General features: G+C 67.7%; 2 protein-coding genes (1 of these 2 running past the window's edge). Both read right to left on the reverse strand.

Going from position 1 to position 16,753, the window contains the following annotated elements; all coding sequences use genetic code 11:
- Window positions 1-1,401, reverse strand: the 5' end (the start) of a protein-coding gene (locus tag DMB37_RS02325; protein WP_135237296.1) for a non-ribosomal peptide synthase/polyketide synthase. The gene continues 19,413 nt to the left of window position 1, outside the view; 1,401 of the gene's 20,814 nt are visible here — the first part of the coding sequence; it begins with the start codon at window positions 1,399-1,401; its stop codon lies off the left edge, out of view.
- Complete coding sequence (locus DMB37_RS02330; RefSeq protein ID WP_135231226.1) at window positions 1,401-16,640, reverse strand: non-ribosomal peptide synthetase; 15,240 nt, start codon at window positions 16,638-16,640, stop codon at window positions 1,401-1,403. Before DMB37_RS02330 ends, DMB37_RS02325 begins: the two co-directional genes overlap by 1 nt.
- Between the last annotated feature and the right edge of the window lie 113 nt (window positions 16,641-16,753).

Below are 16,753 nucleotides of genomic sequence, written 5' to 3' on the forward strand. Positions count from 1 at the left end.
GGCCGGGTCCACGTCGACGGCGGTGTCGTTCCACCGGTGCAGCACCAGCTCGCGTTCCTCGGTGTCGAGCACCTCGACCGACCCCACCGGCCCATGCGGGTCCGCCACCACCTGCCGCAGAATCCGTACCAATCGCGCCGCCATCGCCTCGATCGTGGACCGATCGAACAGGTCGGTGGCGTACTCGACGTGCACGTCCCACCCGGCGACACCGTTGCTGCGCCCACCGCTGGTGGCGTCGCCGACATTGAAGGTCAGGTCGAATCGTGAGGTCAGTGCGGGCAGCGCATACGGCTCGAACCCGACCCCCGACAGCTCGAGGGTGGCCGCTGTGTTGTTCTGGAAGCTCAGCAGCACCTGGAACAACGGATGGTGGGCCGCCGAGCGGGCCGGATTGAGCAGCTCGACCAGCAGCTCGAACGGCAGATCCTGATTCTCGTAGGCCGCCAGCGCTTTTGCCCTGACCTGGCCGAGGATGTCAGTGAACGAGGCCGCCGGCTGCACCGCCGTCCGCAGCACCCAGGTGTTGACGAAGAACCCCACCAGTTCGTTCAGCGCGTCATCGGTGCGGCCGGCGATCGGCGAGCCGATCGGAATATCCTCCCCGGCACCGAGTTTGAACAGCAACACGGCCAGCGCCGACTGCAACACCATGGACACGGTCGCGCCGGAGCGACTCGCCAGCTCCTCGAGTTCCGCTCTGGTCTTCGCATCGATACCGAAAACCAGCATGTCCCCGCGATAGCTGGCCACCCGCGGCCGCGGCCGATCGGTCGGCAGCCGCAGCTGCTCCGGCAGGCCGTCGAGCTCTCGCCGCCAGTACTCGAACTGCTGGGACAGCACGCTGTCCGGATCGTCCGGTGAGCCGAGCAGTTCCTGCTGCCACAGTGTGTAGTCCACGTACTGGACCGGCAGCGACTCCCACCCCGGCGCACGACCCTGCCGCCGAGCGGCGTACGCCGTCGACAAGTCCCGCAGCAACGGCGTCATCGACCAGCCGTCACCGGCGATGTGGTGAATCAACAACACCACGACGCATTCGTCTACACCGCAGCGGAAAACGTTGGCGCGGATGGGAATCTCTGTCGCCAGGTCGAACTCGTAGCGCGCCGCCTCGGTGACCGCCGTATCCAGGGCGGCGGGCTCGACCTCGGAAATGAGCACCGGCACCTCGACCGTGTCCTCGTCGAGGACCTGCTGGCCGGGCACTCCGTCGGCTTCGACGAAGATCGTGCGCAGGCTCTCATGCCTGGCCACCACGTCACCGATCGCCGCCGCGAAGGCGGGCGCGTCGAACCCGCCGCGCAATCGAACCGTCAACGGCATGTTGTAGGTGGCCGAGGGTCCCTCCAACCGGTGGATGAACCACAACCGGCGCTGGGCGAACGACAACGGAATCATCACAGACCCACCTCTCGATTCATCCTGCGCAGCGCCGGTCTGCGCGATGGCGCCAATTCCGGCCATCGGCGGTCGAGTTCGGCGACCGTCGCGGCGTCGAAGATCACCCGGATCGGGACTTCGACGCCGAGCACCGCCCGAATCCGGCTGGCCAGACGGGTCGCCAGCAACGAATGCCCACCGAGCGCGAAGAAGCTGTCGTCCACGCCGACCCGGTCGAGTCCGAGGATCTCGGCGAACAATTCGGCGAGCACCCGTTCCCGCTCGCTGCTCGGTGCCCGATACTCCGCCGCAGCCGAGAACTCCGGGTCCGGCAGTGCCGCGCGATCGAGTTTTCCGTTCGCGGTCAGCGGCACATCGTCGATCACCATCACCACCGACGGCACCATGAATTCCGGCAACCGCTCGGCGGCCAGTTCCCGTACCGCCGCGGGCAGGAGCGTGTCCTGTGGGTTGCTGGCGTACGGCGTCGGATCAGCTACTTCTGCCGACGGCATATAGACGTCGGTCAACGGACGGCTTTGCGCCGTCGCGGCGTCGACGAACACCGCGTCCATCCGATCCGGCTGCGCCGACCAGGTGACCGCCGTGGTGTAGCCCAGTCGGTCGCCGAGTACGTGCAGGTCTTCGGGCAGCAATCCGGCCTCCCGTCGAGCGGCGGGGTCGGCGAGGATGCCCTCGAATCCCGCTGCCCGCGGATCGGTGCGCGGAGCGGACGGAACGGGCTCGCCGGTTCGGATTCGGTTCACCGCCTCGATCTGGCCGGTCAGCCCGGCGTGTGGGATCCCGGTGACCCGGATGCCGTCCGGGTGTCGGGTTTGCAGCAGGGTGCGCAACCAGTCGTGGTCGCGGAACTCGACTCTCGGCACCTCGGCGACGGACAGCGCTTTCGTGGGCGTCTTGTACAGGACCACGTCGTATCGGTAGCGGGTCAACTCGTTGACCGAGTAGCCGCGTTTGAGTTCGATATCGACGGTCTCGAAGTCGGTGGCCCGGCACAGCGCGTGGAAATATTCCGGCGCGACCAGCAGTTCTTGTTCGGCGAAGACGGTGCGGCGCACGCGTTCCCGAATGGCCGCCGGGTCGTCGCCGTCGTTACGGGCGATCTGCACCGCCGTGGTGAACTCCTCCAGCAGACCCAGATTGCGGACGTCACCGACGAATATCGCGCCGCCGGGAGCCAGCAGGCCGAGCACCTGTTCGAGGACTCGACGCAGATACCGTTCGCCGGGGAAGTACTGCACCACCGAGTTCACGACCACCGTGTCGAAATACTCTTCCGGCAATCCCGCGATGTCCTCCGCGGATCGGACACTCAGCGAAACTCGCTCGGTCCACGGCGCGTCGAGTTCGTCCAACTGGTGTTGCAGGGTGGCGATGGTCGCGGCGGAGAAGTCCGAGGCCCAGTATTCGTCGCAGTCCGGTGCCAATTGGGACAACAACAAGCCTGAGCCGACACCTATCTCGAGTACTCGCCGCGGTGCCAGGCCGCGGATGCGCTGGACCGTGGCTTCGCGCCATTCGCGCATCTGCTCGATGGGAATCGACGTCCCGGTATAGCTGCTGTTCCAGCCGCCGAAATCCATTCCGAAGCCCGCCGGGGCCTTGTCCCCGGTGCCGTTTCCGGACCTGTCGGCTTTCTGGCCCGCAGCGCCGTACAGGTCGTCGTACACCTTGCGCCACTGCCCGACCAGTTCCTCTTCACCGACGACGGGCCCGGATCGGTCCGCGACCACATAGCCCACCAGCTGCTGTCCACCGGTGCTGCTGTCGCGCACGACGACCACCGCGCGGGACACCGAAGGGTGTTGCTCCAGCGCGGTTTCCACCTCGCCGGGTTCCACCCGGAAGCCGCGGACCTTGACCTGATCGTCGGCTCGGCCGACGAACTCCAACTGCCCGGAGTTGTTCCAGCGCACCACATCACCGGTGCGATACAGGCGACCGCCACCGACCGGATCGAACGGGTCGGCGACGAACCTGGCCGCGGTGAGTCCCGCGCGCCCGTGGTAACCCCGCGCCAACTGCGTGCCAGCCACGTACAGCTCCCCCGCGACGCCCACCGGCACCGGCGCCAACCACGAATCCAACACGAAGACGCGCACATTCACCGACGGCCGCCCGATCGGCACCGCACCTTCGATGTCACCGAGCACGTCGTAGTCGGTCACGCACGCGGTTGTCTCGGTAGGCCCGTAACCGTTCATCACCTGCACACCAGCGTGTTTCGCATTCAGCTTGCGCACGACGGCCGCTGTCAGCTCGGCACCACCGGCGATCACCCGCCGCAAACTGCGCAGCGGTGCGCCGGGCAAGGCATCCACATGATCGGCCAACGCCGACAACAGCGGCGGCGTCGCGAACATCTTTGTCACCGAACGACTCTCGATCAGACCGGTGAGCTCGACCAGATCCGAACGCGGGGATTCCGCTACCACCAGCGCCGCGCCACCGGCCAGGGCAGGCCAGATCTCATAGGTCGTGGCGTCGAAAGCGATCGACGAATGCGTCAATACCCGGTCCTCGGGATCGACCGGCCAGGCTCGGGCAACCAGGTTCACCAGGTTGCGGTGGGTGATCCCCACACCTTTCGGAACCCCCGTGGAACCGGAGGTGTAGGTCACATAGGCCAAATGCTGTGGCCGCAGACCGATCCCAGCCGAATCCCCGGGTTCGCCGCCGTTGTTGACCGGCGCGTCCAGATAGTGGTGCGGGACTGCCGTGCCGGGCAGGAAGTGGGCGGTAGCCGAGTCGGTCACGACAACGACCGGCGCGGCGTCGGAAAGGATGAACGACAACCGATCCGACGGATAGCCGGGATCGATCGGCAGATAACCGCCACCGGCCTTCAACACCCCCAGCAGCGCCACGATCAACTCCACCGACCGCGGCAGGGCCACCGCGACCAGCGAGTCCGGGCGTACGCCGCGCGCGACCAGGGTGCGCGCCAATCTGTCGGCTCGGGTATCGAGTTCCCGATACGAGATCTCGGTGCCGCCGATCACGGCGGTGGCCGCCGGTGTCCGGGCGACCTGGGCCTCGAACAACCCGACCATGGTGGTATCCGCGACCGCGACAGTGGTGTCGTTCCACCGCCGCAGCACCGACTCTTGTTCCTCGGCATCGAGGACGTCGATCGCCCCCACCGGGCCACCGGGGTCTGTCACGATCCGGTCCAGTATTCGCACGAACCGGGCCACCATGGCCTCGACCGTGGACCGGTCGAACAAGTCGGTCGAATACTCGACGAACCCGCTCCACGGATCACCGGCGGGCGCGTCGGCGACGTTGAAGAACAAGTCGAACCGCGAGGCGGCGATGGACGCGGGATAGGGCTCGAACCCGACCCCCGGCAGCCGCAGGGTCGGCAGCGCGTTGTTCTGGAAGGCCAACGACACCTGGAACAACGGGTGATGCGCCGCCGAGCGGGCCGGATTCAACAACTCCACCAGCAATTCGAACGGAACATCCTGATTCTCGTACGCCGCCAACGCCTTCGACCGCACCTGCGCCACTACCTCGGCGAAAGACGTTGCCGCAGCGACAGTTGCCCGCAACACCCAGGTGTTGACGAAGAACCCGACCAGGTCGGCCAGCGCCTCATCGGTCCGGCCGGCGATCGGCGAGCCGAGCGGAATATCCTCTCCGGCGCCGAGTTTGAACAACAGCACCGCCAGCGCCGACTGCAGCACCATCGACACCGTCGCGCCCTCGCGGGCCGCCAGCCGCTCCACCGCGGTACGGATCTGCGGCTCGATACCGAAGACCACCATGTCACCGCGGTAGCTGGCCACCCGCGGCCGCGGCCGGTCGGTCGGCAACCGCAGCTGCTCCGGCAACCCGTCGAGCTCACGACGCCAGTACTCGTACTGCTGGGACAGCACGCTGTCGGGATCGTCCGGCGACCCGAGGAATTCTCGCTGCCACAGCGTGTAGTCCACGTACTGCACCGGCAGCGGCGCCCAGCGCGGCGCCCGATGTTCGAGGCGCGCGGCGTAGGCGGTGGCCAGGTCCCGCAGCAGCGGTGCCGCCGACCAGCCGTCGCCCGCGATGTGGTGGACCAGCAGCACCAGCACACACTCGGCACCGCCGGATCGGAACACGGTGGCGCGGATAGGAATCTCCGACGACAGATCGAACGCGTAGCGCACGGCGGCGTTCACGGCCGCGTCCAGCTCCGCCGGCTCTACGGTCTCCACTTCGACCGTGACCGGCACCTCGACGCTGTCCGCCGCGAGTACCTGCTGGGTCGGCACCCCCTCAGCCTCGACGAAAACCGTCCGCAAACTCTCGTGGCGGGCCACCACATCACCGAGCGCGGCCGCGAAGGCCGACGCGTCGAACACGCCGCTCAGCCGCACCGGCAACGGCATGTTGTACGTAGCCGACGGCCCCTCCAGCCGATGGATGAACCACAGCCTGCGCTGCGCGAACGACAGCGGAACCACGTCCGGCCGTGGCCGGGGCAGCAGCGGCGGACGCACCTGCACATCGGCATCGAGCCGAGTCACCAACTGCGCCACCGTCGGTGCGTCGAAGATCGTCCGGATCGGGACCTCGACCCCCGTCACCGCGCGGATCCGGCTGGCCAGGCGAGTAGCCAGCAGCGAGTGACCACCCAGGGTGAAGAAGTTGTCGTCCACACCGACCCGGTCGAGACCCAGGATCTCGGCGAACAATTCGGCCAAGACCTGTTCGCGCTCGCTGTCCGGCGCGCGGTACTCCGCCGACGAGGCGAACTCCGGATCCGGCAGCGCCCGGCGATCCAGTTTTCCGCTGGAGGTCAACGGCACCGACCCGATCACCATCACCGTCGCGGGCACCATGAACTCCGGCAAGCGGTCACTCGCCCACCGGCGCACGTCGGCGGCCAGCAGACCCGCCTGCGGGTTGTTGGCGTACGCCGCCGGATCACCCACCGGGTCGGCGGTGGTGTACACGTCGGCCAGTGGCCTGTCGTCGAGGGTCGCGGCGTCGACGAAGACCGCATCCATCCGGTCGGGCTGGGCGGACCAGGTGACCGCGGTCGCGTAGCCGAGTCGACGGCCGAGCAGATGCAGGTCTTCCGGCACGACACCCGCGCGATCGCTGATCGTTTCGAGGATCCCTTCGAAGCCGACACCGAGTGCATCGGTAGCGATACCGGCGTGGCCCGCCTTGATCCGATGCGTCGCTTCGACCTCACCGACCAGGCCGGCATGCGGGATGCCGGTGATCCGGATACCGTCCGGATGTTGGTCGCGCAGCAGTGTCTGCAACGAATCATGGTCGCGGAACGCGACTTTCGGTACCTCGGCGACCGACAGCTGGTTCACCGCAGCCGGATGCAGCACCACGTCGTACCGGTAGCGCGTCAACTCGTTCATCGAGTATCCGCGTTTGAGTTCGATGTCGACGGCACCGATATCGAGGATCTCGCCGAGTGCGAGGAAGTACTCCGGCGCCAGCAGCAGTTCCTGTTCGGCGGAGATGTCGCGGCGAACCCGGTCGGCGACCGCCACCGGATCGTCGCCGCCGTTGCGCGCGATCTGCGCGGCGGTGGTGAACTCCTCCAGCAGCGCCAGATTCCGGACGTCACCGATGAACACCGCGCCACCCGGAGCCAGCACCCGCAGCACCCGTTCGAGTACCCGCCGCAGATAACTCTGGCTGGGGAAGTACTGGATCACCGAGTTCAACACGACCGTGTCGAAATAGTGTTCCGGCAACCCTTCGGTCTCGTCGGCGCCGCGCACGCTCAGCGAGACACGGTCGACCCACTCCTCGTTCAGTTCACCCAGCTGTCGTTGCAGCGTGCTGATGGTCGCGGACGAGAAGTCGGTTGCCCAGTATTCGGCGCAGTCGGGTGCCAGCTGCGACATCAGCAAGCCCGACCCCACCCCGATCTCCAGCACCCGCCGTGGCCGCAGCCCCCGAATACGCTCGACGGTGGTCGCGCGCCATTCGCGCATCTGTTCCACCGGGATCGCGCCCCCGGTGTAGCTGCTGTTCCAGCCGCCGAAACCGGTAACGAAGCCGACCTCGGCACCATCGACAGCACCGATGTCCGGTGCATGCTCGGCGCCGGCGTACAGGTCGTCGTAGACCCGCCGCCACTGCCCCACCAGTTCGCCTTCGCCGACGGTGGCCCCCGAGTGGTCGGCGACCACGTACCCGACCAACTGCTTTCCGGCCGCGGAGTCGTGCGCCACGACCACCGCCTGCGCCACCGAAGGATGTTGGGCCAGGACGGTTTCCACCTCGCCGGGTTCGACCCGGAAGCCACGAATCTTGACCTGGTCATCGACCCGGCCCGCGAACTCCAGCACTCCCGCCGCGGTCCAGCGCACCACGTCGCCGGTGCGATACAGCCTGCCGCCACCGGTCCGATCGAACGGGTCGGCCACGAACCGGGCCGCGGTCAGTCCGGCCCGCCCGTGATAGCCGCGCGCCAGCTGGGCGCCCGCCACATACAACTCGCCCGAAACCCCCACCGGCACCGGCACCAGCCACGAATCCAGCACGAATACTCGCGAATTCGCTACCGGCACCCCGATCGGCACCACCGCACCCGGTTCGTCCTCGGGCACCCGATACGCGGTCACGTCGACGGTCGCCTCGGTCGGGCCGTAAAGGTTGTCGACCCGAAGATCGCGGCAGGTGCCACGCAGCGCCCGCACCAACCCGGAGGTCAAGGTATCGGCACCGGTATTGACCTGCCGCAGACTCCGGAAAGGACTGTCCGGCAACGCTTCCACATGATCGACCAACGCCGACAGCAACGGTGGTGTGGCGAACATCTTCGTCACCGACCAGGTCTCCACCAGCCGCGTGATCTCCCCCGGGTCCGAGCGCTGCTCACCGGCGACGACCAATGTCGCACCACCGCACAGGGCAGGCCAGATCTCATAGGTCGACGCGTCGAAGGCGATCGACGAATGCACCAGCACCCGGTCCTCGACACCCGCCTGCCACGCCTGGTTGACCAGGTTGACAACGTTATGATGCGTGATGCCAACACCTTTCGGGACACCGGTGGAGCCCGAGGTGTAGATCACGCACGCCAGATCGTGCGCGCCCACCGGGACCACCCGGTCCAGACCGGCCCGATCACCGTCGAGCGCTTCCATGGAGTCCAGATAGAGGTGTGGCGTCGCGGTCGGTGGCAGCGCGTGCGCGGTCGCCGAGTCGGTCACGACGACCACCGGCGCGGCGTCGGCGAGGACGAACGCCAGCCGATCCGAGGGATACGCGGGATCGATCGGCAGATATCCGCCACCGGCTTTCAGCACACCCAGCAGGGTCACGATCAGGTTCGTGGACCGGGGCAACGCCACCGCGACCACACCGTCCGGGCCGACGCCGCGCGAGATCAACGCCCGCGCCAGCCGATCGGCGCGCCGGTCCAGATCGTGGTAGGTCAGCTTCGCGTCCGCGCAGACGACCGCGATCGCATCCGGAGTCGCGGCGACCTGCGCGGCGAACAGTTCGGTGAGGGTGGCGGTGGCCGGTACCTCGACCGTGGTGTCGTTCCACCGGCGCAGCACCAGTTCGCGCTCGTCGGTGTCGAGGACATCGATGGCGCCCACTGGGACTTCGGGATCCGACCCGACCTGCCGCAACAGCCGGACCAGCCGGGCCGCCATCGCCTCGACCGTCGACCGGTCGAACAGTTCGGTCGCATACTCGACGAATCCGCTCCACGGGTCACCGGCGGGGGCTTCGGCGATGTTGAAGAACAGATCGAACCGCGCGGTCGCGGTGGCCGCGGGATAGGGCTCGATCCGCACGCCCGACAGCTCGAGTGCGGGCAGCGTGTTGTTCTGGAAGGCCAACGTCACCTGGAACAACGGATGATGCGCGGCCGAGCGGGCCGGGTTCAGCAACTCCACCAGCAGCTCGAACGGAACATCCTGATTCTCGTAACCGGCCAACGCCTTTTCCCGCACCACACCCAAGATCTCGGTGAACGACGCGTCCGGGACGACGGCCGCCCGCAGCACCCAGGTATTGACGAAGAACCCGACCAGCTCGGCCAGGGCCTCGTCGGTCCGGCCGGCGATCGGCGCACCGATCGGAATATCTTCTCCGGCACCGAGTTTGAACAGCAGCACGGCCAGCGCCGACTGCAACACCATCGACACCGTCGCACCTTCACGGGCCGCCAACCGCTCTACCGCCGCACGGATCTCCGGCTCGATCTGGAAGTGCACCATGTCGCCGCGATAGCTGGCCACCCGCGGCCGCGGCCGATCGGTCGGCAACCGCAACTGCTCGGGCAGTCCCTCGAGTTCCCGGCGCCAATACTCGAACTGCTGCGACAACACGCTGTCCGGATCGGTCGCCGAGCCGAGCAGTTCCCGCTGCCACAGCGTGTAATCCGCGTACTGCACCGGCAACGGCCGCCACCGCGGTGCCTGATGGTCCTTTCGTGCGGCGTATGCCTCGGACAGATCGCGCAGCAACGGCGTCAACGACCAGCCGTCACCGGCGATGTGATGGATCAGCAACACCAGCACGGCGGCATCGTCCGTCCGGCGGAACACAGTGGCGCGCAACGGAATCTCCGACGACAGATCGAAGCCGTAGCGCACCGCCGAGGTCACCGCCGCGTCGGTCTCGGCGGGATCGGCGGCCCGCATGTCCGCCACCGTGACCGGTACCTCGACGCTGTCCACGTCCAGAACCCGTTGGGAGGGCACACCATCGGCGTCGACGAAGACCGTCCGCAGGCTCTCGTGCCGGGTGACCACATCGCCGATCGCGGCGGTCAACGCCGCCACGTCCACGCCGTGCAACCGCACCGCAAGCGCCATGTTGTAGGTGGCCGACGGCCCCTCCAACCGGTGGATGAACCACAGTCGCCGCTGGGCGAACGAGAGCGGAACCACCTCCGGCCGTGGCCGGGCCAGCAGGGCCGGACGCACCTGCACGCCCGCGTCGAGCCGGGTCGCCAACTGCGCCACCGTCGGCGCGTCGAACACCGTCCGGATCGGTACCTCGATGCCGAGCTCCACCCGAATCCGGCTGGCCAGGCGGGTCGCCAGCAGCGAGTGGCCGCCCAGCTCGAAGAAGCTGTCATCCACGCCCACCCGGTCGCGTCCGAGCACCGCACCGAACAACTCGGCCAGCACCCGCTCGCGCGCACTACCCGGCGCGCGGTACCGGACCGAGGACACCGACTCCGGCGCGGGCAGCGCCGCGCGGTCCAGTTTTCCGTTCGCGGTCAACGGCACCGAATCGATCACCATCACCACCGTCGGCACCATGAACTCCGGCAGCCGTTCGGCGGCGAAGTCGCGCACCTGCGCGCCGACGAAGTCGTTGCGGTCACCGGTGCGGTCGGCGACCACATAGCCGATCAGCTGCTTGTCACCGGTGTCGCCCTCGCGTACCACCACCAGCGCCTGCGCCACCGAAGGATGTTGCGCCAGTATCGATTCGACTTCGCCGGGTTCGACCCGGAAGCCGCGGATCTTGACCTGGTCATCGATGCGACCGAGGAACTCCACCTGCCCGCCGTGATTCCGGCGCACCAGATCACCGGTGCGGTACAGCCGGCCACCGTTCGGGTCGAAGGGATCGGCGACGAACCGTGCCGCGGTCAGATCGGCCCGGCCGTGGTAGCCCCGGCCCAACTGCGCACCGGCAACATACAACTCACCCGCCACCCCTGGCGGGACGGGCGCCAACCACGAATCCAGCACGAACGCCCGAACATTCGCCAACGGGGCGCCGATCGGCACCAAGGCCTCATCGAAGTGCTCACCGGGCCGGAACGGCCGGCGGATCGCGAAGGTCGTTGTCTCGGTGGGCCCGTAGACATGCACGATGCGGGTCTGCGGGCACAGTCGCAGTGCCCGCGCAAAGACCTCCGGCGGCATCTCCTCGCCGCCGACCCACACCTCGCGAAGCCCGGCGAGTGCGTCCGCGCCATGGTCGACGAACAACTCGAACAACCGAGTGGTGAGGAATACCGCGGTCACCTTGTGCGCCGCCAACTGCCGTCCCAGCACCGCGATATCGGTGCGGCCCGGCGGCGCGACGACTATCCGGCCGCCGCCCAGCAGCGGCACCCAGATCTCGTAGGTGGAGGCATCGAACGCGACCGATGAATGCACCAGCACGCGCGCGTGCGCACCGTCGCGCCAACTGTGCTTGGTCGCGAAGGCAACCACGTTGCGGTGCGTAATGGCAACACCTTTCGGAACTCCGGTGGAGCCCGAGGTGTAGATCACGTAGGCCAGGTTCTGCGACGCCGCCGCGACGGCTCGATCCAGCGTGGCGCCCTCCACCACATCGGTCGTGTCCAGGTAGAGGTGCGGTGCCGCCGTCTCGGGCAGCAGATCGACGGTGGCGGAATCGGTCACGACGACCACGGGGGCCGCGTCGGTCAGGATGAACGCCAGCCGATCCGAGGGATAGGTCGGATCGATCGGCAGGTACCCGCCACCGGCCTTCAACACCGCGAGCAACGCGACGATCAACTCCACCGACCGGGGCAACGCCACGGCGGCGATGGTGTCGGGGCCTACCCCGCGCGAAATCAGGACGCACGCCAATTCGGTTGCCCGCGTGTCGAGTTCCCGATACGAGATCTCGTCGTCCCCGCAGGCCACGGCCACCGCGTCCGGCGTGCGCGCGACCTGCTCCTCGAACGCCGCGACCACGGTGGCGTCCCGGTCGACCGGGGCAGCGGTGTCGTTCCACCGGTACAAGACCAGGTCACGTTCGTCGCTGTCCAGGACATCGACCGCCCCCACCGCGGTGTCCGGATTCGACACCACCTGTCGCAGGATCCGCACCAGCCGACCCGCCATGGCCTCGACCGTGGACCGATCGAACAGATCGGTGGCGTATTCGATGTATCCGTCCCACCCTGCGCCGTTGTCGCGGGCACCGGCCGGGGCGTCGCCGATATTGAAGGTCAAGTCGAAGCGCGAGGTGTCGGTGGCCGGCATGTGCGGCGTTACCCGCGACCCCGGCAGCCGGAGGGTGGGCAACGTGTTGTTCTGCAACGTCAGCAGGACCTGGAACAGCGGATGGTACGCCGACGAGCGAGTCGGATTCAGCAGCTCGACCAGCAACTCGAACGGCGCGTCCTGATTGTCGTAGGCCGCCAGTGCTTTCGCGCGGACACCATCGAGAATCTCGGTGAATGACGCTGCGGGAGAGACCCTTGCACGCAACACCCAGGTGTTGACGAAGAAGCCGACCAGATCGGCCAGCGCGTCATCGGTACGGCCGGCGATCGGCGAGCCGATCGGGATATCCTCGCCGGCACCGAGTTTCGCCAGCAGCACCGCCAGCGCCGACTGCCACACCATGGACACCGTCGCGCCCTCGCGGGCCGCCAACCGCTCCACCGCGGTACGCACCTCGGGTTCGATGTCGAACAACACCACGTCGCCGCGGTAGCTGGCCACCCGCGGCCGCGGCCGGTCGGTCGGCAATCGCAGTTGCTCGGGCAGACCGTCGAGTTCGGTGCGCCAGTAGCCGAACTGGCGCGCCAGCACACTGTCGGGATCGTCCGGCGAACCGAGCAGTTCCTGCTGCCACAGCGTGTAGTCGACGTACTGCACCGGCAGCGGCTCCCATTCCGGTGCCCGCCCTGCCCGGCGCGCCGCGTACGCCGTCGACAGATCGTCCAGCAGCGACGCCGCCGACCAGCCGTCGCTGGCGATGTGGTGGATCAGCACCAGCACCGTCCACTCGTCGTCCCCGTACCGGAACGCGCCCGCGCGGATCGGGATCTGCGTGGACAGCTCGAACGGATACCGCGCCGCCTCGGCGACCGCCGCGTCCACCGCATCGGGAGCTACGTCGGCGATGGTCACCGGCACCTCGACGTCGTGTGCCTCGCGGACGTGTTGGGCTGGGACGCCGTCGGTTTCGACGAAGACCGTGCGCAGGCTCTCGTGCCGGGCCACCACATCGCGCACCGCCGCCGCGAACGCCGTCGCATCGAAGGCGCCTGTCACCCGGGCGGCCAGCGGCATGTTGTAGGTGGCCGACGGCCCCTCCAGCCGGTGGATGAACCAGAGTCGCCGCTGCGCGAACGACAGCGGAATCACCGCGGGTCGCGGCCGGGCGAGCAGCATCGGGCGCATGGTGACGCCGGCATCGAGCCGGGTCACCAACTGCGCAGGCGTCGGCGCGTCGAACACCGTCCGGATCGGCACCTCCACCCCGAGCACCACCCGGATCCGGCTGATCAGCCGGGTGGCGGACAACGAATGACCGCCCAGCTCGAAGAAGCTGTCGTCCGCGCCGACCCGGTCGATCCCCAGCACCTCGCCGAACAACCTCGCGAGCACCCGTTCGCGCTCGCTGCCCGGCGCTCGATAGGCCCGCGAGGAGGCGAACTCCGGGGCGGGCAGCGCGGCCCGATCGAGCTTGCCGTTGGGGGTCAGTGGCACGCGGTCGATCACCATCACCACGGTCGGCGCCAGGAACTCCGGCAGGCGCTCCGCGGCGAACCGGCGCACCTGTGCCCCGTCGAGCGCGTCTCCGTTCGCGCCGCCGTTGCCGTTGCTCCGATCGGCGACCACATAACCGATCAGCTGCTTGTCGGCGCCGGTCCCGGTGTCGCGGGCCAGCACCACGGCCTGCGACACCGCAGGATGTCGCACCAGCACCGCTTCGACCTCGCCCGGCTCCACCCGGAAGCCGCGGATCTTGACCTGATCGTCGGCGCGCCCCACGAACTCCAGCACCCCGGCCGGAGTCCAGCGCACCACATCGCCGGTCCGATACAACCGGCCACCGGTGCGATCGAACGGATCGGCGACGAACCGCGTTGCGGTCAACCCTGGCCGACCGCGATAGCCTCGCGCCAATTGCGCACCGGCCACATACAGTTCACCGGCCACCCCCACCGGAACCGGCGTCAGCCACGGGTCGAGCACGAACACCCGCATGTTCCCCAGCGGTGTCCCGATCGGGCTCTCGCCCCGGGCACCATGCTCCGCCAGCAGCTCCAGCTTCGTGACATGCACCGTTGTCTCGGTGATCCCATACATGTTCACCAGGGCCGGGCCGGCATCGCCGGCCGCGTACCACGGTTGTACATGGCTGTGGTGCAACGCTTCCCCGCCGAAGATCACCATGCGCAGCGCCGAATCGACGCTGCCGCTCACCGACCGGGCTTCAGCCAGTGCGTGGAAAGCCGAGGGGGTCTGATTGAGAATGGTCACGCCCTCGGCGACGACCAGATCCCACAGCTGCGCGGGCGTGCGCACCACGTCCCACGGCACGACGACGACCCGGCCACCGTGCAGAAGCGCCCCCCAGATCTCCCACACGGAGAAGTCGAAGGCCTGCGAATGACACCAAGCCCACACATCATCGGCCCGGAATTCACACCACGGTGCGGTACTCAGGAACAGCGAGGCCACATTGCGATGGGTGACGGCCACGCCCTTCGGCGTGCCGGTGGAGCCGGAGGTGTAGATGAGATACGCGAGATTGCCGGGCAGCGGCGCGGCGGGCCGCACCATGTCATGGCGTGCTACTTCGGCCTCGTCGAGCAGGATGCGCGGAACCTCGTGCTGCGGCAGCGCTTTCGAGGTGGCGCGGTCGGTGAGGACCGCGATCGGTGCGGCATCGGCGAGCACGAACGCCAACCGTTCGGCCGGATAACCCGGGTCGATCGGCAGATACGCGCCGCCGGCCTTCGACACCGCCAGGATGGCGACGATCAGCTCCGCCGACCTCGGCAAGGCCACTGCCACCACGCTGTCCGGACGCACGCCCGCGACGAGCAGAGTCTGCGCGACGCGATCCGCCCGCGCATCGAGTTCGCGATACGACAGCCGCGCACCCCCGGACACCACGGCCACCGCGTCCGGGGCCCGGCGTACCTGATCATCGAACAACCCCAGCAGAGTCGCCGCCGGATCGACCGGCACCGCGGTGTCGTTCCACGCCTCGACTACCAGCGACCGATCGTCGCCGAGGATATCCACCGCCCCGATCGTCGCCGCCGGGTCGGTGATCGCCTGCGTCAGATAGCGCGCGATCGAGTCGAGGTAGCCGCGCAGATCGTCTTCGGTGTAGAGCTGCGCGTCGCCTTCTATCCGCAGGTATCCGCCGCGGGCCGACTGCTTTTCGTAATGCAGGACGATGGACAGATCCCCGCTGTTGCCTGCCGAGTAGACCTGCAGATCAGCTGTCCCACCGGTCATCCGCAACGCACCGAAGAACGACATGACATTGATCACCGGCCCGAACGGATTCCCCTGTGCGGGAGGCATTTTCAAGTCGCGCCGGATCTCCGACATCCCGTACCGGAGATGGTCGCGCGCACCCGCGATGCTGTCCTGGAGTCGTCGGGACAGTTGCCCCAGCGAGAGGTCCCGGCCCGAATTCACCAGCAGGGGAACGGTATCCGACAGTTGGCACGGCGTGCGCCGGGCGATGGCATTCTGATTGGAGACCGGCATCTGCACGCAGAATTCGTCGCGCTGCGCGTAGCGCTGGACCGCGGCCGCCGCGACCGACATCAACAGGTAGGGCAGCTTCACGCCGATCGCCTGCGCCGAGTCGATCAGCCTGCCGAGTTCCGCGCCGGAAAAGCCGTGTGTGCAACCGATCCGCCCGGGCTTGGCGTCCGGTGCGGCATTGCCCGGCAGTCGCAGCGGCTCGATCCCGGGCGGGATCTGCCCGCGCCAGTACTCCCGATCGATCGCCTGCTGGTTGCGACGGTAGGCCCGATCGCTCTCGATGATCTCGTCGACGGGCACGAAATCGGCAGGCTCGATGGGCATTCCGGCGATCAGGGCGCCGTATACATCCAGCACCCGCTGCGCCCAGGTCGCGACACCGACCCCATCCATGATGATGTGGTGGAAGCACATCGACAAAAAGAATTGTCCTGCATCGACTTTGAGCAGTGCGACGCGCAAAAGCGCGTCCAGCTCCAGATCGAAGGCAAGCTCGAGCTCGCGGGACATGTAGTCGAAGGCGGCCGAGATCGGCTCGGGCTGTTCGGTGAGATCGAGATAGGCGGGCATCCAATCGCGGGTGTCCCGGTCGATCTGCATCGGCCCGTCGGCGCCACCGACGAAGTTCACCGTGAGCGCTTCCGATTCCGCGAACACCTGCCGCAGCGCGGTGACGAAATGGCCGAGTTCCACCTCGGCCTCGATGTCGATATATATCAGGCAATTATTGGGAATATCGGAAAGCTCGTGGGCCAGCCAAAGTTCTTTCTGAATCGATGTCAGACTGCGCAGCAGTGACTTGTTACCGGATTGCATGACAAACTCCCTCGCTTATCACCTTTGCCGGGCCGTACCGATCCGCTGCTGGCCGAACGGAATCGTTTTCGGCGATGCGGGCGGGCCGCGGGTGCATCGTCGTACTGCACCGC

The sequence above is a fragment of the Nocardia sp. CS682 genome (assembly GCF_004634405.1).
Classification (GTDB): domain Bacteria; phylum Actinomycetota; class Actinomycetes; order Mycobacteriales; family Mycobacteriaceae; genus Nocardia; species Nocardia ninae.